Origin of the sequence: Microbacter margulisiae (assembly GCF_014192515.1) — a bacterium.
Classification (GTDB): domain Bacteria; phylum Bacteroidota; class Bacteroidia; order Bacteroidales; family Paludibacteraceae; genus Microbacter; species Microbacter margulisiae.
This window is the reverse complement of sequence record NZ_JACHYB010000001.1, coordinates 386,074-406,920: the sequence shown is the minus strand read 5'-3', so window position 1 is coordinate 406,920 and position 20,847 is coordinate 386,074. Positions and strand designations below refer to the sequence as shown.

Here is a 20,847-nt window from a genome sequence, read left to right as displayed (position 1 = left end):
TATTTAGTTAATTTGAAATTGGCAAATTCGATTTTAGAAAAATGTTTAGACGTTTCAGTTGTTCTAAGGTCTGATTACTAATGTAACCTTCCTGATAAATCCCAACATTGATTGTGAATGTACCCCCAACTTTCAGCACATTCAGCACGGCAGAAAATAACTCATCGTCAGTATATGAAGGGGGAGGCATTGGACCTGGTGTTTGATTTGACCACGATTTGTTACAGTCTATAGGCACCTGAACATGAAACTGACACTGTGTGCCAGGGATAAAACGACTGGTTGGGAGATAGAGCCATTCATTCGTACCAACACAAATTTCGCCATTTTCTAAATTCCAACATTCGCCTGAAAGGTAATCCTGATATGTGGTTACAGGAGTTGTATAACCACTATAGAATGAGCCATTATTAAAAGAAACTACGGCATTTGGATTTCCTGCACGAGCCGCATTGATCCATAAAGGCCAGTGATGGGATGCAATTGGGAACTGACTCCATTCGTATACTCCATCAAACCACCATCCATCAAGATTATTCCCGAATTTCTCTGAATAATCTTTGATAAAAGATGTATAACGATTTTCAAATTCTTCCTGATTGCCTCCAGGATTCCAGGCAAAAGGTATATGCAAATCAGTTGGAGCATTAACTTCTGCTGGTAGATAGGCAATAAATTTTTTCCCTAAATTATGAACACCAACAGCCAACTCTAATGCTAAATCACGATTAGAACAATGACCTGAGCCTGCAAGACTGTCCATAATATGATTTGGACTACAATACATGGATGAATTCTGTCCAATTGTAAACATTAAGTAGTCTGCACCACAAGAATCAAATTGAGCTAAGAATTTGTTTATTTCAAAGTTATTAACTGCTGTATTTAAATCACTAATCCAAGGGCCTTCTGCCGGAGCAGGACCAGGAGCAATCCAATGAATCATAATTCCCCATTTACCGACCATCCAATCGGTACTGGGATGCGTTACGACGTGAGTCGTTTCTATTGTATTATTTCTACATGAAAAACATGTAAAAATTAAAATGATCGCAATGATTTTGAAGGAATTTATTTGAAAAGTAGTTGTCATTATTTATATAAAGCATTTTTAATATATTTATTTAATCTCTTAAGCTGATCTAAAGTCTGGCTGCTAATATAACCTTCCTGATAAATGCCCACATTAAGCGTGACCGTTCCCCCAACTTTCAACACATTGAGCACGGCCGGAAAAAGCTCGTTGTCGGTATAGGATGGTGGTGGCATTTTGCCGGGAGTGTCGTGCATCCAGTCTTTGTTGCAATCAATTGGTAACATCACATGAAACTGGCATTGAGTCCCTTTCACAAATCGTGAAGATGGTAAAGTTGTGAAAGTAGGTTCTTCATGCCCAACAACAATTTTATTTTGCCAAAATTTCCAGCATTCTCCTGAAAGATAATCTTGATAAGGATATGGAGCAATTGGAAGTAATGACCCAACATAAAAACTACCATCATTGTATGCTACCACTGCATCTGTGTTACCTGCACGCGCTGCACTAGTCCAAAGCTTCCAATCTCGTGGAATATAATATGCTGCCCAGAGATTATAGCAACCGTCAAACCACCATCCATCAAGTAATTTGCCAAATTTAAGTGAATAGCATCTTATAAAATCAGTATATCGGTATTGGAATGTATTCTGATTTTCAGCATTCCATCCAAATCCTTTATGCAAGGATTTAGATTCCATAATTTCACCAGGCAAATAAGCAATAAAACGTTTCCTTTGATGGTGAATTCCTTCTGCGATTTCTAGTACTAAATCACGCTTGGAACAATGACCATATCCTACTAAACTATCAAGGGTAGCATTAGGACTTGTATAATATCCTGTATTTTGTCCGATCGTAAAAACTAAGTAGTCCGCCCCCGACTCTTTAACTTGAGATAGAAACCGATTAAGGTTGAAATTATTTACTGCTGTATTTAAATCTTTAATCCAAGGGCCTTTTGCTGGAGCAGGACCAGGAGCAATCCAATGAACCATAATTCCCCATTTACCGACCATCCAATTTGATCGTAGAGTATCTTTTTGAGCTTTCAGATGAAAACTAAAAGCTAAAAAAACAAATACAATTAAACAGTTTTCTATGATTTGCTTTTTCTTAATCATAATTAATTTTTCCATTTTATTACTTAACATATACTATTTGTAGTTTCAATTTTTGATATTAAGGATAGGCTTTTTTCAATTAAATTCAAATTCTATTTCCATTATCATTACGATGAAACTTATTTGCAACACTTTGAAAATATACATTACACAAGACATTCAAAAATTTAAACATAAGCTTCTGTTATTTTATTTCTCCACGAAAACCCTTGTCTGGATGAAACCGCACTGGAAAGCTAGAAGTTAGTCCTATCCCTTGCAACAATATTGGATTTATGCCCTCTTTGAAAATCGGACTATTATCTGAAATTGAAAAGTTCCAATTACTAGGGTCTTTAAAACCAGGATTCTCATAAATCGAATGCGTGTCTTTTCCAGCAGCGCGTAATAACTTGTTATATTCCTGATTTTTTAAATCTATTCCCTTCATATAATACACATTGTAATCCCAAAATACATACTTATATTCATCGCCAACTGTTTTAGAAGCATAAAACTTTCTATCGTATGTTGGAATATCAGAATAAAAAACATTATGACTCCAATTAGATTTGCCATAACCAAATGATTGGTGGGCATATGCTTCTACATTCCCAAAAACTCCGCCCCACGGTACAGTATATGCAGTAACAAGATTGATAAAATAATTATTTTTAAATATATTTTCACCCTTAACCACTGCCCCAGGAATTTTTGACCGAAAAACAATATTATCTTCAAATACTGAACCTTTTTGATAATCATCAGTACGTAAAGCTGCATCTGCAAAAGTGTTTTTAATATCATAAATCAAATTATGCCTTACAATATTTCTTAGCCCTGCCCCGGAAATATTAATTGCAGCACCATCACCCATCATAGTCAATACATTTCGGATTTCATTATTTTCTATAACGTTGTTTTTCGCATGTAGGAATGGAATATAATACTCATATTTTCGCCCAGTATATTTTACTTCATTCCATCTTATAGTTTTCCAGTATTGACGAGGATCTAATCCCGTTTTAGCAAAAAAATAGCTATAACGTACACCCGAAATCAAAATAGCCTGACGTGGTGCATCGTGAATAAAATTATTAGAAACGATATTATTCCCACTTTGCCACAATATAATCATAGGACTGTCCCAATATATTTGGCCACAATCATGAATATCATTATTAAAAATGAAATTATATTTGTTGACATCTTTCTTTCCAGGGCCATAACCTATACAAACGATAGCAGATTGACCTAGATTATTAAACTCATTATTTTCAATCTTTATATGTTCACAATAATAATCTAATCGTATTCCATCTCCCCCACTATTTATAAATTCGCAATTTAATACTTTACATTTTTCTGCTCCACGAAATCGAATCAATGCATCTCCCTTATCTTCCATTGCCCAATCGTGCTGTATTCCCTTGTCATTTATGTTCCATAAAACACGATCAGCATTCATAAAGCAGAGATTTTTGAACACAATTCCTTTTACTGGAATATCCGTTTTTTTTAGTTTATTAGTAATCCCTGCTACTTTGATTAATGTACTTAATTTTGGAATCCGAATATCATTATCCGGAATTCCAGATTTTGGCCAATACCATATTTTTTTTAGCTTGGTATTAACAACCCATTCACCAGGTTTACCTAAAAAATCAATTGCATTCTCCAACCAAGCATTTGGGTTGATTCTCCTATAATCAACAACACTCCTTAAAGGATACGTCGAAGGTAAAATTGTCGTAGCAGTATGCGTATTCATATCAACAGAAGCTAATTGCAAAATATTTAATGTCCAGGGGAAATTTGGCACAACAATTGCTTCTATATCACTAGGGTTATCCCAGTTTCTCAATAATCCTGGAGGACATACTAATTTATTAAACAAGGCTTTATCGCTTGGTTCATAACTTTCTAAGTGTGGCAAGGGGATTTCAAATCCTTTTGATCTAGCTCTTGGTACCATAATACCGTTATCATACATTGTAAAAATATTTTGAATATCATCTGGAATATCCGTTTCATAAACATGCCCTCTAGCTATTACAGGTAAATAAGGTAAATTTTTAACTAATTTCCAATGAGATAATTTAATACCCGACCCGATAATAGCTTCTTCTCCTGGATAACTGGCATAAGTTATAGTTGAATTCCCATTAGTCCCATCTTTCAAGCCCAGTGTAAATGTTTTGTCTAATTGATAATATCCTTTATGTAAATAAACAATGATGTTAGCACTTGGATGATTTGTTTTAATATGACGAACTTTAATCTTTGCCCCTTCTAATGAAGCTAAAGGGTTCTTCTCTGTCCCTACATTTGAATCATTCCCATTGGTAGAAACATAAATTACATATTCATTAGAATGTTTCTTTACCAATTCCGTTTGATTATAATGCCGTTTAATTGAATTATTGACAGAGTTTATATTTCTTGCTCCCAATTCTCCTATAATAGCAAGATAAATGCTAACTATTATTAATTTCCTATTTATTAAAAGCTTCGCCATAATTAAATTCTTTCTATTTTTTTAAATGAATAATTTTCTTCTTCCCATCATATGGTATCAATATTCCTTGTCCTTGTCCTAATTTCTTATTATTTTGCCCCATTAAATAAATATCAAAAGAGCGATTCAATAGCATCCCGTTGAACTTACCATCCCTTGCACCGAAAGTCAATGTTTTCGTTTTATCATCCCAATTTATTTTAATTGTTGAATAATCTCCTTTTTCATAATTATATGTATCTCCTTCATCCTCGTATAGAATAAACGATGCATCCGCCCCTGGATAAACTAATATTTTCAAAGGAGATGAATATGGTTGCATTGCATATTGCACTTTTGGACCAACAGGAATTATTGATCCTGATTTTATAAAGAGCGGAATTTGATTTAATGGAGCCAAAACATTTACGTTTCTTCCACCGCAAACCTTTTCTCCCGTCCAGAAATTGATCCAACTGCCTGCCGGTAGATATAAATTGCGACCTCTCGCTTTATATTTTATGATAGGGCTTACAAGAATAGATGACCCAAACAAGAACTGGTGCTTAATATTCCATGTGTTTTTATCTTGGGGATAATCATGCACCAATGGTTTCATGATTATTGCACCTTGAGAAGTAACCTGCCACGCTAATGAATAGATATAAGGCATTAATTGATATCGAAGGTCAATAAATTTTCGCGCAATATTTTCAAAAGTTGTTCCATAACGCCATACCTCAGTGTTTGACTTATATCCGTGAATTCTGAAAATGGGGCAGAAAGTACCAAATTCAAACCATCTTGTTAAAAGCTCTTTGTATTCTATATTTGTATATTGGTTATCATATTTCGGATTTAATGATGTACTATCTCGGAAAAAGCCACCAATATCTGTAGTCCAGTAAGGCAATCCTGCCATCGCGTAATTCATACCAGCAGATATTTGTTCAGCAAATTGTTCCCAGGTACCTTTAATATCCCCTGACCAACAAGCAGCAGCATAACGTTGTTGACCGACAAACGCTGATCGCGTAAGACTAAAAACCCGTTGATTAGGAAAATCTTTTCGGAATCCTTCATAAATAGAACGAGTGACAGGAAGCGAATATGTAAGAGCATAATTATCATAAGGACCAATTGCAGTTGTAGCATTTAGAGGATATACCTCAGGTTCTGTACCATCTAACCAAATACTATTTACACCTACTGAAAACATAGAATCTTTTACCATCTTATAAAAATTTTTACGGACTTCTTTATTGTAGAAATCGAGATTCCCGTTTACAGTATCATATTTATATTGAGCACCAAGATTATATTTTTCTTCTAGCTTATGATTTCTTAAACATGGCCAAACTGATACCATCAAATGAAAGTTTAGACCCTTTAATTTCTGGCACATAGTTTGAGGATCGGGATATAACTTTCTATTCCATTCCGGCCCCCAAGTTTTTTCAGGCCAATAATTCCAATCTTGTACTATATTATCCACTGGAATTTTCAACTTACGATATTCCATCGCATTTTCGAGTAATTCTGTCTGTGAATGGTAACGCTCACGACATTGCCAAAACCCATAAGCCCATTTTCCAAATAAAGGAGCCTGCCCTGTTAAATCTCGATAATTAGAAATAACACTTGCTATATCAGGCCCATAAACAAAATAATAATCGATCATGTTGCCCAATTGACTCCGAAAAATCGTTTTATTATAATCGGGCTCGTTGTATAAAACTTTCCCAAGGATTTTAGTATTTGCATTTTCGAAAACAACATTATATGTTTTACCGGCTATCAGTTCTTTTTTGCCACTAAAGAAATCTGGTACCCAAGGGGTGTTGTAATGAATCACGGTATCGCCGTTAATTGTTAACAATACCGGTCCTGAAAAACGATTCTCTTTTGGATTGATACTCTCAACGGCAAAACAATAAATACCTGTTTTTGACGGTATAAATGTTGTTCGCCTTTCGTTTTTCGTAGAATCTATTATATTAGTAAAAAACATCTCTTTCTCAGCCGGATTAAATTTCGTCACTGAGTAATTATCCCAGAGTAATCCATACCCTTTGGTGGAAACAAGGAAGGGTACCATGATTTCCTGATTATATTGCTTTAGTCTCAATGGCACATTTTTCCAATTCATTAACCCATCCTGAAATTGACCCATGCCATAAAGAGCCTCATCACCACAAATAAATCCTTGTTCTGGAGAAAATGATTTCTCCCCTAAAACTGTAGTTGGCGTGAGTTTTCTTCCTCCTGGCAATTCTGATAAAAGCAATTTTCCTTCCTTGTTAAAAAATTGAATTGTTCCTGCAGTATCAATAATTGCTTTAATGTCAATTGTATTAAGGATAATATCACTTTTTCCCGTAATGACATTCCATGATGTTTTCTCTGGCACTTTTACTACTGCCAGTTCCATTTTTGTAAGAATAGAATCTTTTCTTGAAAAAGTGACACGAATGATTTTGGATGAAAAAACAGTTAAGATGAGAGTGCCTGTTTTTTGAGGTATAATAAGCTGGTTTTCTTTCATTATGTATCGGCTGTCTGCATTACAAATAGCAATGTTAATGTATAAAGAAAGAATAAGAAGGAGTTTTATTTTCATAAGTATAGGTTTTTATTTAATAATAAATATGATTATAAATGATTAATAATAAATCTAAATGTTAGATTATGGTTGCTTTTATGTAATGAACCTAAATAAATCCCATTTTCAAGGCTTGTCGTTTGTATTTGACATTTGCCATTCGATATATTATAAGGTACCGTTAATGTTTCTCCTAATATTGAATAGACCATGAGTTGATAATCTGTACCGATGTTCGAGCTTGTAACTATTAAAATCGAGTTAGCCGGATTTGGGAAAACTTTTATATCAGTATTAGTCAAACTATCCGTTGGTTGCGCTTCCGTTCCAAAAGCCCTGAATTCTGCGAAATTCCAACTTCCAACAACTGGTTTCATTATTCGTAAATATCGATAAGCACCTTGATTGGTTGGAAAGGCATACCATATACCATTTTTTGGATAAGGGGTTGAACTCTGGATTCCTAACGCTACAGCGTTAGCCATATTTGGAGAATTCGAACCCCATACTTGAAAATAAATTCGGTTAAATGTAATAGTATCATTTTGCCGAGCGACTAATTGAATTTCAGAAATATTATAAGTTTTCTTTAAATCAACTTGCCACCAGCCCTTACCTGAAATAGAACTTGACCATATCGTTCCAATTTGACCATCATTCCCTTTTGATGAGGTGTAATAACTACTGTATTCTGATGATTCTGTAGAAGGTTTGTTTAATGCAAGATTAATTCCTGTGTTTTGGGCATGAATAATAAACGTCTGCACAGCGATATCAAATAAACCAATCTTATTGGTAACTTTCAATTGAATTCTATAAATTCCGGGGTTGTTAAATTGATATTGAAGTTGAGCACTCGTATCACGGTCTCCAGTTGGAAGAAGCCATTCATAAGTTAATGAATCTTTATGCGTGTCATATGAATTTGAACCATTTAAAATAACCGTTAATGGAGCTATTCCTTCATTTGCAGTTGAAGAAATTACAGCCGTGGGAATATCTTTTTGAAAAGCAATACTAGGACCAGAGGATTGCTTTATTTGAATAGAATAGTTATTGTCATGAACATTATTTGGATCTGTTGAGTTATAATTAAACGTCTGTTCAACGCTATCTATAACATTATTATAAACATTTAAATTCATACTTCCCTGATCTAAATAAATAGCTGCTGTTGGAAAACGTTCAGACCAAGGAGAATGAAATATATTATTAATATAATTCCCATAGATTGCAGTTCCATCCTGCCGCCCTAAAGTATAAATTCCGCCACTATCGTCATGAAGCTCCATAGTTTTGTAAATCCGATTATTCCTGACTGTATCATTGATGCAAGATGTTACACTATTATTCCATGACCATCCTAAACTAATGCCACCATACGGAGAATGAAATATGGTATTGTTTTCAATTACTAAATTAGCAGGCAATTGAGCCAGAATTCCAATTGAACCAGTGTAATCTCTCCCAGTTTGAAAAATGGTGTTTTGACCTATATAATCGCCATAGCTCCCTTGTCCACGAATAACAATTCCATTTGCAGCAATATCATAAATCAAATTTCCTAGTATTCTGTTTCCTGAAGTAAATCCCTGAATAATGATGCCTTGTCCACCGGTATGACAAATAACATTATCTTCAAATGTAATATTTTTTGTATCAGTAAGTGTTATAATACCAGGCATATAAGGCACATCCTGAACATCTATAACTCCAATAGAATCAGGTGCAGTATACCCTGAGTATTCAAATGTAATACCCTTAAAACACACATCATGTGTCCCTGATAATTCTAAAAGTGAATCAAGGCGTGGAGCTTCAATATTTAATTGATTGGGATTGACACCTTGTAAAGGCATATAATAAAGTATTTTTCCATTTCTATCATAAAACCACTCTTCTGGTTTATTAAGGAATGAATATGAATTTTCAAAATAATAGGGTTGATCTGGTTCACGTTGAGGCCATACAGTTGTAAACAAAGACCATTCATTTGGGTTTATCGAAATTTGTGCACTATCACCCATTGTCGTAATCCTAGCAATTTGCACACGTTGTTGATCCCAATGGGTATTAATCACCATTTCTGTAATTCCGTCAGCCGGAATGTTTGCAGCATCATCTTTACTGATATAAATTTTTTGATTTTTAATGTCCCACGATTTTATTCGAAAATAAGGTCCCATATCAGTATCATCTCCACGATCAGGTGTTCTGGAGCGAACTGCTCTTACTCCATTAACATAAAGTTGTCTGAAATTTGGACCCGCAACTGATGATTCCCAAATTCCATTCTCATGCATTGTCCAATTCATAATTTGTTCTCCACCACTTAATATGGGTGTTTCTCCTGAATACGCCTCCCATTTTACTGTATATCCATTTTTCCCCGAATCATCCTGATTAAATTGAAGTGGTGTCGATAATTTATAGACTCCTCCTCGAAGTACAACAATAACATCGTTATCCATATTTATAACCAATTCTTTTACTTTTTGTTTAGCATCAATAAGAGAACCAGGTTGTTGTTTTGTAAACGAAGTCCCTGTACCATCTGGCGATACATACAAATAGGTTTGAGCATTGAAATGCAATGAAAGTAGAAAAAACGCTCCAACTAAATATAATCTTATATCTTTATAACATTTCATCATAATAAAATTATCTCTCTCCTTGAAAGTGAATTTTCAAGGAGAGAAAAATAAATAATAATGCAATCTAATTATTATCAATAACCTGGATTTTCAACAAGTAAAGAGTCGTTTGCAATACGAGCTAAAGTAATAGGCCAATAATAATTACATTGATTAAATAATGGAGTATATGCTCCGTCAGCATCGTAAAATTGCAATTTATATTTCTTGGTTACAGGATCTAAATAATAATCCATACCTGTGTATGAGTGAGATAAAACACTTGTGGAGAGCCTCCATGTTCTCAAATCCCAATAGCGCTTAGCTTCACCATAAAACTCAACTTTCCGCTCATGTCTAATTAGATCCTGACTAATTGAAGTTAAATCGGGAATTCCGGCTCGTTCTCTAACTAAATTTACAGCTTGCAATGCATCACTTGGATCTCCTAATTGAAAGGCAGCTTCGGCATAATTTAGCAATATTTCTGCATATCTGAAAATTATCCAGTCTGTTTTTGATTGTCCAGCTCCTGGAGAAATGAGACTCTCATCGATATATTTTAATGTTCCAAACCCAGTAGCTGCATCTGAAGATGATTTTCCAGTACCTGGGGTTGTTCCAATTGCATTTGTTGTAATTGTTCCATCTGCTTGAACCAAACCTCTATACATGTGAATTGTATCTCCTTGATACGGAGTACCCTCTGTATAAATGGAAGCTGCAAATCGAGGGTCTTTCTTTCCAAAAAGATCATTAAGACTCCATTCTCCATGAGAATAAATGGTAGGATCCAATGTGTGAGGAGAACCGTCCACATTCTCAAATTCATTAACCATTTCCACATATGGAGCCGTATTATTGCCCACTCCCCAGGAATTATAGCCAGCCGGAGATTCAAAACAATCCCATCCATGGCCGACAGTTGACCCATTATATTCCTTTGCAAAAATCACTTCCGAATTACCTTTATCCAAAAAGATATTTTGAAAATTTTTAACTTTATCATTTGGATATTTGTTGTAAAGAGAATATACTCCTAAATTCATGACTGCTTTCGATGCATCAAGAGAAGCTTGCCAAAATTTATTAGCATCTTGCGCTGGAATTCCAACAAGGCCATTTAGTTGTACTGTACCCCACGTTGCAATTCTCGCAGCATAAAGAGATGATTCACTTTTTAAGGCAAGTGCTGCACCTTTAGAAGCACGCCCTGTTTCAGAAGGTACTAAAGGCAAATCAGGAACAATAGCATCCACTTCACTATTGACAAAATTATAAATTGCTTCTTCAGTGTTTCTTGGCATATACAAAGAATCAATAGGAGTCGTTATTGATTGTGCTTCTGTCAACAAAGGAACACCTCCATAACGTTTTACCATCTCAAAGTAGCTTAATGCACGTAAAAATCTAACTTCTGCAATCGCTGATTTAATAAAAGTTGGATCTAAAGTGGATGTTTTCATCTTCTCAATAAAAACATTCATTTTTCGTATGGAACTATATCCCCAAAAATCCATTAACCCCCCTGTTTGTCCTAATTGCTGATAACCGGGTTTCCACCGATAATATGTCCAAAGCCAAGGCATACCACACATGGCCTCATCTGATAGTTCCGTTGAAAGATTAATATCAAACCAATTGTCAGTAGAACTTCCACCACCCATTTGAGAACGGTTATCAGAGCCTTCTGTCATTTCCAAAAATGTCAATCCACTGTATATGTCCGTTATATATGCATTAACCAATGCCTGGTCATTCCATAATACATCATCAGAAATGATGTTTAATGGCTGTTTATTTAATAAGTCATTAACGCATGAATTCACTACTATGAGAAGAAATGCAAGCATTATATATAAAAATATTTTTTTCATAATCGTATTTTCAAAAGATTAGAATGTTAAATTTAATCCAAGAGTAAATGTTCGTTGTTGAGGATAGTACCATCCATTTGTACTTACTGTTTCAGGATCCACATTATATTTTGATAAAGCACTTATTGTAAATACATTCATCCCAGACACAAAAAAACGCAATTGACTTATATCTAAATTATTTAATATCTTTTTAGGAACAGTATACCCTAAACTGAAGGTCTTAATACGAAAATAATCTCCATTCTTCAGCCAATAAGTAGAACCTAACGAATTATTTGTTCCTGGATTCATGGTTTGTCTAGGAATAATGGCATTGGCATTATTGTTTTCCGGTGTCCAACGATTATTAAATATTACATCCGGAGGAGTACGATATGAATTGATTTGAAAAGATAAAGGAACGGAAATCATTAATGCCCCTTGACCCAACATTGAAAAGTCAAAATCATTATATTTGAGCTTTATATTTAAGCCATATATTTGATGGGGTAATGTGCCATAGCCAATTATTTCTTGATCTCTCCAGTCTATTTTGCCATCATGGTTTACATCCTTATATATGATGTCTCCCGGGTGTAAAGTTTTGTTTCCTTGTCCATCCTGATCATATCCTAAGTTATCAATCTGAGCTTGTGATGTAAATAATCCTTCAGCTATGTATCCAAAATAACGGTCAGTCCAATTCCCTGATTGCTTATATAAACGAATTTGATCGGGATCTGTATAGGTTGGTTCCTCGAAATGTTCCCATTTTGCTCTTGAAAAAGAAAAGTTAACACTTACATCCCAAATCAATTTTCCTATATTCCCTTTATTACCTAAAGCGATTTCATAACCGCGGTTATTTTGGCTATTTAAGTTTTCTAATGGCAAATTAGCTCCAAAAGTACTAGGTAATGATGTAAGTCGAGATGCAGGAATGCCCGTCAACTCTCTATAGAAAGCATCAATAGTGGAATATATCTTTCCATTCAAAACAGATAAATCAAGCCCTGCATCATACATAGTTATTTTTTCCCAAGTTAAATTAGGATTTGCTAAGCCTGTAACTCCAAGACCAGATTGAGCTATTTCATTAAAAACATACGGAGTTGTAAATTGATAACCTGACAAATATTGAAAGTTTCCAATATTATCCTCCCCCATTTGGCCATAACTACCACGTAATTTAAAATTATAAATCCAAGGTAATTTATTTTTCACAAAGGGTTCCTCTGAGGCTCTCCATGCTGCTGATAAGCTTGGGAATAATCCCCAACGATGACCAGGAGGAAATTTAGCAGATGCATCGTCACGCAAGGTAGCTTCGAACAAATATTTATCATTATAATCATAATTGATCCTGCCTACCAAACTGGCTCTTCCCATTTCATCAGCACTTCCATTTACACGCTGATTAATCGATCCGGCCCCAAATAAATAATCTATTGCCCCAGTCAGGAAATCCTCCCCATGAGCACTAAACCAATGATCATTTTGTGTTTCTGTTTCAAAAAGGAATAGTGCTTTTAAGTGATGAAGCTTAGCAAAAGTTCTATTGTAATTAAGTGACAACTGAGTAGTTATTAATTGATTTTGATAAAAAGATTGATCCAAGGTGGTAGGCATGTCAGATCCCATCAACGTGTATGCTTTAGTGTCATAATTATAAGTATAAACACTTGATTGTTTCCAAAAATCTTTTGTTTCGGAACTCAATTGATAGTAGTTAGCCATACCCTTCAACGACAAACCTGTAATTTTTGGTATTTCGTAAGTAAAAGATAGTGTTCCTGTCAGAGTTTGATTCGTTGCATCATTATACCCACCAAGTGCCCTACTTGTTTCTGCTAATGGTGTAAGCATATTTGTACCAACATAAGGAAGCTTGGTTGGATCAGGCAATGAAGATGGATAAATAGGTTGAGCATCATAGAAATCCATCCAAATATCGGTCAGATCACGACTTGGTTGATTTGTTATGGCATCAATTGCAGAAACATCAAAAGAAACAGATAAATGATCTGTTACTTTTGCATCGATGTTTGTCATTAAATTATAACGTGAGAATTTGTCATCACCCGTTTTGAACATTCCAACTTGATTAAGATATCCCAAAAATCCGTAATATTTAATTCTTTCATTACCACCTGACAGCGATAAATTATGTTGTTGTTGGGGTGACCAATTGTTCATAATCACGTTCCACCAATTTGTATTTGGATAATTTGGGTCATTCCCAGCATAATACTTTTGTATATCTGCAGATGTGAATCGTGTGTTCTGAGGAGCAATTCCACTGTTTAATTCTGCCTCTGTAATAAGTGTGGCATACTGACCAGCATTTACAGGCTTGGGGAATAATGTCACACCTTGTTCAGTAAACGAACTATTCAGTGTTATAACAGGTTTTCCTGTTTGGCCACGCTTCGTTGTGACCAAAATAACTCCATTCCCGGCACGCGATCCGTAAATAGCGGCTGATGCATCTTTCAAAACAGATATTGATGCAATTTCATTAGGATCAATATTATTAAAATCTTGTTCTACTCCATCCACGATAACTAACGGGCTATCGAACCCACGAATATTCAATTGCAATTCATCATTACCAGGAGCTCCAGTTGTTTGTTTTGTAACCAACCCTGGCATTAAACCAGGTAAAGTGGCAGTGGTGCTTGCAGCTGGAGATACAACAATATCTTGTGTTGTAACTGATGAAATAGCACCAGTAAGGTTTACCTTTTTCTCTGTTCCATAACCAACTACTACCACTTCGTTTAGACCTGTAGCCGTTTCAACCATCTTTACGTTAATCACCGAATGATCTCCTACTAACACACTACTTTTTTGCATTCCAATAAATGAAAATTCTAAAGTTTGTGATGAGCGTATGTTTTGCAAAGTATACATTCCGTTGGTATCTGTAATGGTGCCTTTAGAGGTCCCCTGAACCATGACAGTAACCCCTGGTAACACCTGCCCCTTTGAGTCAGTGACCTTACCAGACACTTTGGGTAAAGTACCAGAATCATCTTGAACTTCTCCCATACTTTTTGCAGAAGCTAACACAATCTGATGGTCTATAACGGTGGAGATTACGTCTGTCCCTTTAAAAATTCTCTTCAGGATGTCACTGATTTTCTCGTTAGTAGCATGAATGTCAACTTTGCGTGTAACGTCAATCAATTTATTATTATATGCAAAATGATAATCAGACTTAGTTTCTATCATTTTTAAAACTTCACGTACCGGCAAATGGTTTGCCTCAATCGATATACGGGTATCCTGGGCACTCACAGATGATGCCAAGATGTTCACCACAAAACCAAATAATAAGAGACTTACATATCTTACAATTTGTATGCGATTTAACGAGAAAGAATGTTGTTTTATCTTCTCTTTAATGGTATTTTTCTTCATAGTTTTTTTCATTAAATCATTATCAATAAACCTCTTTCAAAGTCCACTTCAAAACATATCAATGGCTTTTCATTGTGAAATCACAATAAATTCTGAAAAAATAGAGATAAAAACCTTTGCGATTTTTAGGAGCTACATTCGCATTAGCTTTGGAACAAGAACTAATAGATATCATTCGCTTACGCGCATCATGATTCTATGTAAAATGGAGAAATAAAAAATATTAAGTCGTAATATTCATAATAAAGCTAGTTTTAAGGTTAATAATTCATAGGATGCATGCAATTAACTATGTTGATTTTCATTCAGTCTCGTATCTTTTGTCAGGATCAATGTGCGTTGCCCATAAGTTCCTGTAGAATCAGGTATTCCGTTAATAATCTGAAAAGAAATAGGAGAAGACATCTTGATGATTTTAAGTGCCCGATCTAATGATTCATTGGTAAATGTTGCAGTAAAACGATATGACAATAATTGCTTATCACGAATTTCCACTCGAATGTTATATAGTTTTTCCAGCTTTTCAATCACTGTTTCGATAGGATCATTATCAAACACTAAACGACCCTGAGTCCAGGCAATATATTTAGTCAGATCATCTTTCATGGAGAGTGTAATTCGATGAGTAGTTTTATTTAAAACCGCGACTTCCATTGGCCGTAATGCACTACTCACTTCAAATACATTATGATTTGCCACCTGTTTCCCTAGCAATACAGATCCTTCGATCAATGCTACCGTAACATCGGGTTCATCTTTATAGGATCTCGCATTGAAAACTGTACCTGTAACCCGGATATCCATTCCATTCATCCTGACAATAAATGGGAACCGTTTATCTTTGTGAACTTTAAAGAAGCCTTCTCCGCTCAATGCAACTACACGGCATTTTTGATGGTCAAAAGTAACAGGATAAGTTAACTTGCTACCAGCATTTAGCCAAACATGGGTACCATCGGGAAGCTCAAACTGGCTCATCGCCCCAAGAGGTACACTAACCGTATTCTGAGCTACAGCAAATAAATGTTCGTCCTTATGCATCGCTATAAAAAAAGCGATCAATAACGGTATGATTAAAATGGCGGCAACACGCGATAATCCTGTGTATAACCGTTTAGCAAAAGAAGGCTTTGGAGCTCTTAAATTGATTATATGATGAATTTCATCCAATATTTGCTGAAATCGTTCTTCATCTCCGATAGGATCATTTTTACACTCATCCCAATGCAGATACATTGACACATCAATTGCATCTTCTTCACTTGACACCTGAAGCATATTCAGCAACTCATTCAATTCATTTTTTGAATAATTGCCAGAGCGAAATTTGTCTAATAACTGATTAATTCGTGTCATAATTACATCCATTGTTTGTTGTTAGGTGAGAAATCGCAAAGGATAGCTATCCTCATGTTTTCAATGGTTGTTACATACTATATAACGCATTGCTCATTCAATACCCCTGCTCTGTCTCAATTTTTTTTCAATAAATTTTCATACACTATATCCATCGTTGAAAACCAAACTCAATCAAGCATCGTCATTGTTAGATAAAAAAAAACGGACACCAAAACTGGCGCCCGTCATATACTCAAATATCTAATGTATCACATAAAGATACTTATACTTATGTTTGTTCTGTACAATGTAATAACAACAGTCTGAGCTTATCATTCCACAAAAAGAAAATAGAAAAGAGCTGTCCAAATACCAAAGCTTCCCAGATGTTGTTTAAAGAAAAACAAGGCTTTGGACAAATGATCCTCCACTGTCTTTTCAGTAATTCCCCTCATAGCTGCAATTTCTTTGTTCGATAATCCTTTTTCACGGCTTAATTTGAAAATTTCTTTTCGTTTTGGGGGAAGCTGTTCAATCAATTGTTCGTAACGTTCTTTTAAAAACGTATAATCTGTTTGTTCTTCAGTTCCTACCGTGTTGGAAGTTGCTGCCTGAGACAAATATTCCATATACTTTTGCTCAGTAACCCGCTTGCGAAATAACGAAAGGACACTGTTCTTGGCAACAGTAAAAAGATATGCATCAAAATTTGTATCTTTTCTCAAAACAAGACGATTTTCCCACATTGTCACAAAAACCTCCTGTACAATATCGTACGCATCTTCTTCATTTTTCAGATAAGCCATTGAAAAACGGAATATCCGGTGATGATACAATGCATAGATTTCATCTATTACAGTCCGATCATCTTGTCTTAAACGTTCGGCGAAAGTTTCCTGGTTATAAATCATAAAATTATAAATTGATGAACATACAACTCAACAAAGCTGGTAGAAATAATGACCGCCAATCGATCAATACAACAAAAAAAGTCACACCATAATGTTGTTAACAAAGATAGGCCTAATAGCTATAAACCTTACCTATCCATGATTATACAAGCTATTTCTAAATCAAAGCTGAATATTACTACGTCTGTTTGATAAAGAAGAACTTTTGATCCGCCAAATATAATTAGTTTTTTACAGTAAAACCATACCTTACAGAAAAGTTCAAAGAAATGTTTTTGCAAATTTACAGTAAAAAAGAGATTGACCATCAAGAACATGACAATCAATCTCTTATTTTCGATTGAACCTCTAAAAATTACTCGTCTTTAAAACCTATTTTAGCATGAGTACCATCACAAAAAGGTTTGTTATTGCTATGTCCGCAACGACAAAAAGCAACATTAGACTTGGTTTCTTCACGTCCATCTTTATGGATAATGTGCAATTCACCTGAAATTAAAATAGGTCCATTCGGAAGAATTTTTGCTGAAATTTTTGATTCTGCCATAATCGTAATATATTTAATAAATAAAGCACCTCTTTTTACGTCAGTAATCTGTAATTCAATAAGTAGCAATAAATAAATTGATCATTTTTCTTTCTTTTTGCATGTAGATATTCCCAAAAGCGTATAAAGAGCACAAAAGTTAGTGAAAGCTGTTACAAGCAGAATCAGCGCTATCACCAGGAAAATAATACCCAATGTACCATGTACAGCATTAGTCAAAAACAACACTACCAGCAAAGCTGCTAAAACAATGCGAATCACTTTATCTACTACACCAACATTTTTTTTCATAATCGTGTTCTTTTAATTGTTCAACATATATAAAACTATTTCTCTCTAAGTTATTCATTGGGTATCTGGTCATCAGGTGCAGATTCCGGTTTTTGTTTTGCTGCCTGCTCTTTTTGAATGCCTAAAGTCAGTGCAGCCATTCCAGCCAATCCTCCCAATTGCATAGAGTCCACTGCCGAACTGGGAACAATCACAATTGTAGAGTTTTCTTTCAATCCTTCGTATAACATGTTCATGGCCCTGAGATGCATAGCAACAGGATTATTAGTGTAAGCCATAGCTGCTTCTTCAAATTTTTGGGCAACCTGCTTTTCCGAATCTCCTAAAATAACACGGGCCTGACGTTCACGCTCAGCTTGTGCCTGCATTGACATGGCATCTTCTAAAGCAGAAGGAATCAAGACATCTTTTACCTCTACAGAGTTCACTTTAATACCCCATGGTTCCGTCCGTTCGTCAATAATCTGCTGTAAAATCGCACTGATTTTATCCCGTCCTTCCAACATTTCGGAAAGCACTGTTTTCCCGATCACGTCCCGTAATGCAGTCTGTGCAGCCCATTGTATTGCGCTTCGATATTCAGCCACTTCCAATGCAGCTTTCTTTGCATCAAGCACTTTCCAAAATAAAACAGCGTCCACATCGACCGGAACTGTATCTTTCGTCAATGTTTTTTCCGCTTTAAATGAGGTAGTAATAACACGCATATCAATCCAATATGGAATTGTGTCCACAATGGGAATGATGAAAAAAATTCCAGGCCCTTTCAGCGAATGAAAACTTCCCAGCCGAAGCACAACAGCTCTGTCCCATGGATTTGCCACTTTGATGCCGCTTGCCACAAACCATGCTAATAGAAAGGTTATAACCATCCACCATTCGATCGCAACAACATTTTCCATGCCAATAATGATATAAGCAAGGATGATGCCTATAATAAGAATGGCAAAGAAAACCAAGACAGAAAAAGAACTTTTATACCTCATCGCCTTTACGTTTTAATGTATGACAATCAAAAAAAATTATGAGCTTTGTTGACACAAATATAATGGTTTCAAATACGCTTTTCAGTGACTTTAGTCACCATTATGAGGTAAAATCTCAACAGCATCCGCATGTTGAATCACTTTATTTGCTTTTTGTAATTTGAGAAGTGTCCGGGTAATGACTTCGCGCACAGTGCCCATGTCAGAAGCAATTTCTTTATGGGTAATGGGAATATAATTTTTACCACTAATAGCAGCTCTTTGATGCAAATAGTTCAGCAATCGTATATCCAGGCGATCGAACAGCAGACTCCGGATCGTATCAAGCATCGCCCGTTCATAAGTTTCATATTGATGATAAAACCATTCATGCAAAACAGGATATTCTATAATCCACTTTAGAAGTTTTTCATTGGGAATAAAATAAAGCAACGTATCAGAACCGCTTATCGCACAAATTGAAGTACGTATGTTACGCGATATAGCAGCAAAGGGCATCACACAACACTCATACGGCTTGACATAATGAATCAGGAAACTTCTTCCGTCATGCTGGATAAGAATTTTCGCATACCCTTCAATCACAAAAGGAATGGAATCAACATATTGCCCTTCATGAACAATAATTGTATCTTTTGCAACCTGTTTTGAGACTAAACCCTTCTGGATTTTTTCTGTCAGCTCAACTCCAAACATGCCAATCAAAACCCGACTGATGCTATCATCGTCCATTACCTCTGTGTTTTAAGTATTTTGAATTTGCTTAAATACAAAGATAGTACACTTAAAAAAATATTGAAAATGCTTCAACACTTTTTATCAGAATAACATTCGTGTCAGAATGGAATTGCCTATAACATAAAAAAGCAGGAATTTAAATATCAAACCATTACCTGATCTGAATGATGCAGGTAAGTTTCTAGTTTAGCTCGAATATCGGGTGAAATCGGAATTGATTTTTGTTTCTTAAAATCAAAATGAACTAAAACAGTCTTTCCTTTTGTGCAACGCTGGTCATTTTGCCAGGCTTCCTGATACACTTCCAGCGATGAATTGCCAATATGGGATATATAAGTACGGATTTCAACTTCTTGATTAAAATAGAGTTGCTTAACAAAATCAACTTCAAAACGCGCTAATATTAAATTCCAGTCGGAGAAGTTCAGCTCCGGATTAAAACAACGATAAATCATATTTCGGGCTTGCTCAAACCATCCGGGCATCACTGTATTGTTGACATGTCCGAGTCCATCAATATCGCCAAATTTTGGCGTAATCAACATCGAAAAATACATAATTGCTTTGATTAAATACGCATAAATTTATGAAAGAAGAAAACATAACAAGTTGTTTGTTAGTTTCAAACAAGAACAAACAACCATTTTCTTTTTCTTTGCAAAGTTACTGTAAAACACACGAAGATATGCACAAAAAGCCGACCAAAACGTCAGCTTTTTGTTGATTTATCGATCAAAATAACAATATTTCAATCATTTAGAATTCACAAAAAAAGTATTTACTGCTTTCAATACCCAATCTTCTAAAGTCAATGACGCATCGTTCGTTAACATAAACTTATTTTCAGAATTGGTAAAAACTCCCTGAGAATCATCAAACTGGA

Annotated in this window: 14 protein-coding genes; all 14 read right to left on the bottom strand. The window is 35.2% G+C overall.

Annotated elements, in window-relative coordinates; genetic code table 11:
- Positions 1-7 precede the first annotated feature (7 nt).
- The 14 genes from FHX64_RS01745 to FHX64_RS01680 all read right to left on the bottom strand — a co-directional run bounded on the left by FHX64_RS01745 (position 8) and on the right by FHX64_RS01680 (position 20,521).
- On the bottom strand, positions 8-1,093 hold the full coding sequence (locus FHX64_RS01745) for an alpha-L-fucosidase (RefSeq protein WP_183412134.1): 1,086 nt from the start codon (positions 1,091-1,093) through the stop codon (positions 8-10).
- Positions 1,093-2,190, bottom strand: a complete 1,098-nt coding sequence (locus FHX64_RS01740; RefSeq protein WP_183412133.1) for a hypothetical protein — start codon at positions 2,188-2,190, stop codon at positions 1,093-1,095. The genes FHX64_RS01745 and FHX64_RS01740 overlap by 1 nt, the downstream gene beginning before the upstream one ends.
- 154 nt (positions 2,191-2,344) lie before the next feature.
- On the bottom strand, positions 2,345-4,657 hold the full coding sequence (locus FHX64_RS01735) for a right-handed parallel beta-helix repeat-containing protein (protein WP_183412132.1): 2,313 nt from the start codon (positions 4,655-4,657) through the stop codon (positions 2,345-2,347).
- 13 nt (positions 4,658-4,670) lie between these two features.
- A complete protein-coding gene (locus FHX64_RS01730) occupies positions 4,671-7,256 on the bottom strand; it encodes a glycoside hydrolase family 31 protein (RefSeq protein WP_183412131.1) in 2,586 nt (861 codons plus the stop codon).
- Between the two features lie 32 nt (positions 7,257-7,288).
- The gene (locus FHX64_RS01725; RefSeq protein ID WP_183412130.1) at positions 7,289-9,892 is read right to left on the bottom strand and encodes a galactose-binding domain-containing protein; all 2,604 of its coding nucleotides are present in this window, start codon (positions 9,890-9,892) and stop codon (positions 7,289-7,291) included.
- A 74-nt stretch (positions 9,893-9,966) separates the two neighbouring features.
- On the bottom strand, positions 9,967-11,748 hold the full coding sequence (locus FHX64_RS01720; RefSeq protein ID WP_183412129.1) for a RagB/SusD family nutrient uptake outer membrane protein: 1,782 nt from the start codon (positions 11,746-11,748) through the stop codon (positions 9,967-9,969).
- An 18-nt stretch (positions 11,749-11,766) separates the two neighbouring features.
- Positions 11,767-15,153 carry a TonB-dependent receptor gene (locus tag FHX64_RS01715; protein ID WP_183412128.1) on the bottom strand — a complete coding sequence of 1,129 codons (3,387 nt, stop codon included), beginning with the start codon at positions 15,151-15,153 and terminating at the stop codon, positions 11,767-11,769.
- Positions 15,154-15,438: 285 nt separating this feature from the next.
- A complete protein-coding gene (locus FHX64_RS01710; RefSeq protein ID WP_183412127.1) occupies positions 15,439-16,509 on the bottom strand; it encodes a FecR family protein in 1,071 nt (356 codons plus the stop codon).
- A 314-nt stretch (positions 16,510-16,823) separates the two neighbouring features.
- Positions 16,824-17,402, bottom strand: coding sequence for an RNA polymerase sigma-70 factor (locus FHX64_RS01705; RefSeq protein ID WP_183412126.1), 579 nt, complete (start codon positions 17,400-17,402; stop codon positions 16,824-16,826).
- Positions 17,403-17,757: 355 nt separating this feature from the next.
- A complete protein-coding gene (locus FHX64_RS01700) occupies positions 17,758-17,949 on the bottom strand; it encodes a CDGSH iron-sulfur domain-containing protein (RefSeq protein ID WP_183412125.1) in 192 nt (63 codons plus the stop codon).
- Positions 17,950-18,030: 81 nt separating this feature from the next.
- Positions 18,031-18,240, bottom strand: coding sequence for a YgaP family membrane protein (locus FHX64_RS01695; protein WP_183412124.1), 210 nt, complete (start codon positions 18,238-18,240; stop codon positions 18,031-18,033).
- A gap of 50 nt (positions 18,241-18,290) precedes the next feature.
- Positions 18,291-19,226: a slipin family protein gene (locus tag FHX64_RS01690; RefSeq protein ID WP_183412123.1), complete on the bottom strand. Its 936-nt coding sequence runs from the start codon at positions 19,224-19,226 to the stop codon at positions 18,291-18,293.
- A gap of 90 nt (positions 19,227-19,316) precedes the next feature.
- Entirely contained in the window at positions 19,317-19,958 is a 642-nt protein-coding gene (locus FHX64_RS01685) for a Crp/Fnr family transcriptional regulator (protein WP_183412122.1), read from the bottom strand.
- 149 nt (positions 19,959-20,107) lie between these two features.
- On the bottom strand, positions 20,108-20,521 hold the full coding sequence (locus FHX64_RS01680; protein WP_183412121.1) for an acyl-CoA thioesterase: 414 nt from the start codon (positions 20,519-20,521) through the stop codon (positions 20,108-20,110).
- Positions 20,522-20,847 lie beyond the last annotated feature (326 nt).

Bases quoted from the DNA above. Each gene is read 5' to 3' on its own strand.
- FHX64_RS01730 (WP_183412131.1), bottom strand. From the start codon at position 7,256: ATGAAAATAAAACTCCTTCTTATTCTTTCTTTATACATTAACATTGCT.
- FHX64_RS01690 (WP_183412123.1), bottom strand. From the start codon at position 19,226: ATGAGGTATAAAAGTTCTTTTTCTGTCTTGGTTTTCTTTGCCATTCTT.
- FHX64_RS01700 (WP_183412125.1), bottom strand. From the start codon at position 17,949: ATGGCAGAATCAAAAATTTCAGCAAAAATTCTTCCGAATGGACCTATT.
- FHX64_RS01725 (WP_183412130.1), bottom strand. From the start codon at position 9,892: ATGATGAAATGTTATAAAGATATAAGATTATATTTAGTTGGAGCGTTT.
- FHX64_RS01710 (WP_183412127.1), bottom strand. From the start codon at position 16,509: ATGACACGAATTAATCAGTTATTAGACAAATTTCGCTCTGGCAATTAT.
- FHX64_RS01685 (WP_183412122.1), bottom strand. From the start codon at position 19,958: ATGGACGATGATAGCATCAGTCGGGTTTTGATTGGCATGTTTGGAGTT.
- FHX64_RS01720 (WP_183412129.1), bottom strand. From the start codon at position 11,748: ATGAAAAAAATATTTTTATATATAATGCTTGCATTTCTTCTCATAGTA.
- FHX64_RS01680 (WP_183412121.1), bottom strand. From the start codon at position 20,521: ATGTATTTTTCGATGTTGATTACGCCAAAATTTGGCGATATTGATGGA.
- FHX64_RS01735 (WP_183412132.1), bottom strand. From the start codon at position 4,657: ATGGCGAAGCTTTTAATAAATAGGAAATTAATAATAGTTAGCATTTAT.
- FHX64_RS01705 (WP_183412126.1), bottom strand. From the start codon at position 17,402: ATGATTTATAACCAGGAAACTTTCGCCGAACGTTTAAGACAAGATGAT.
- FHX64_RS01715 (WP_183412128.1), bottom strand. From the start codon at position 15,153: ATGAAGAAAAATACCATTAAAGAGAAGATAAAACAACATTCTTTCTCG.
- FHX64_RS01745 (WP_183412134.1), bottom strand. From the start codon at position 1,093: ATGACAACTACTTTTCAAATAAATTCCTTCAAAATCATTGCGATCATT.
- FHX64_RS01740 (WP_183412133.1), bottom strand. From the start codon at position 2,190: ATGTTAAGTAATAAAATGGAAAAATTAATTATGATTAAGAAAAAGCAA.
- FHX64_RS01695 (WP_183412124.1), bottom strand. From the start codon at position 18,240: ATGAAAAAAAATGTTGGTGTAGTAGATAAAGTGATTCGCATTGTTTTA.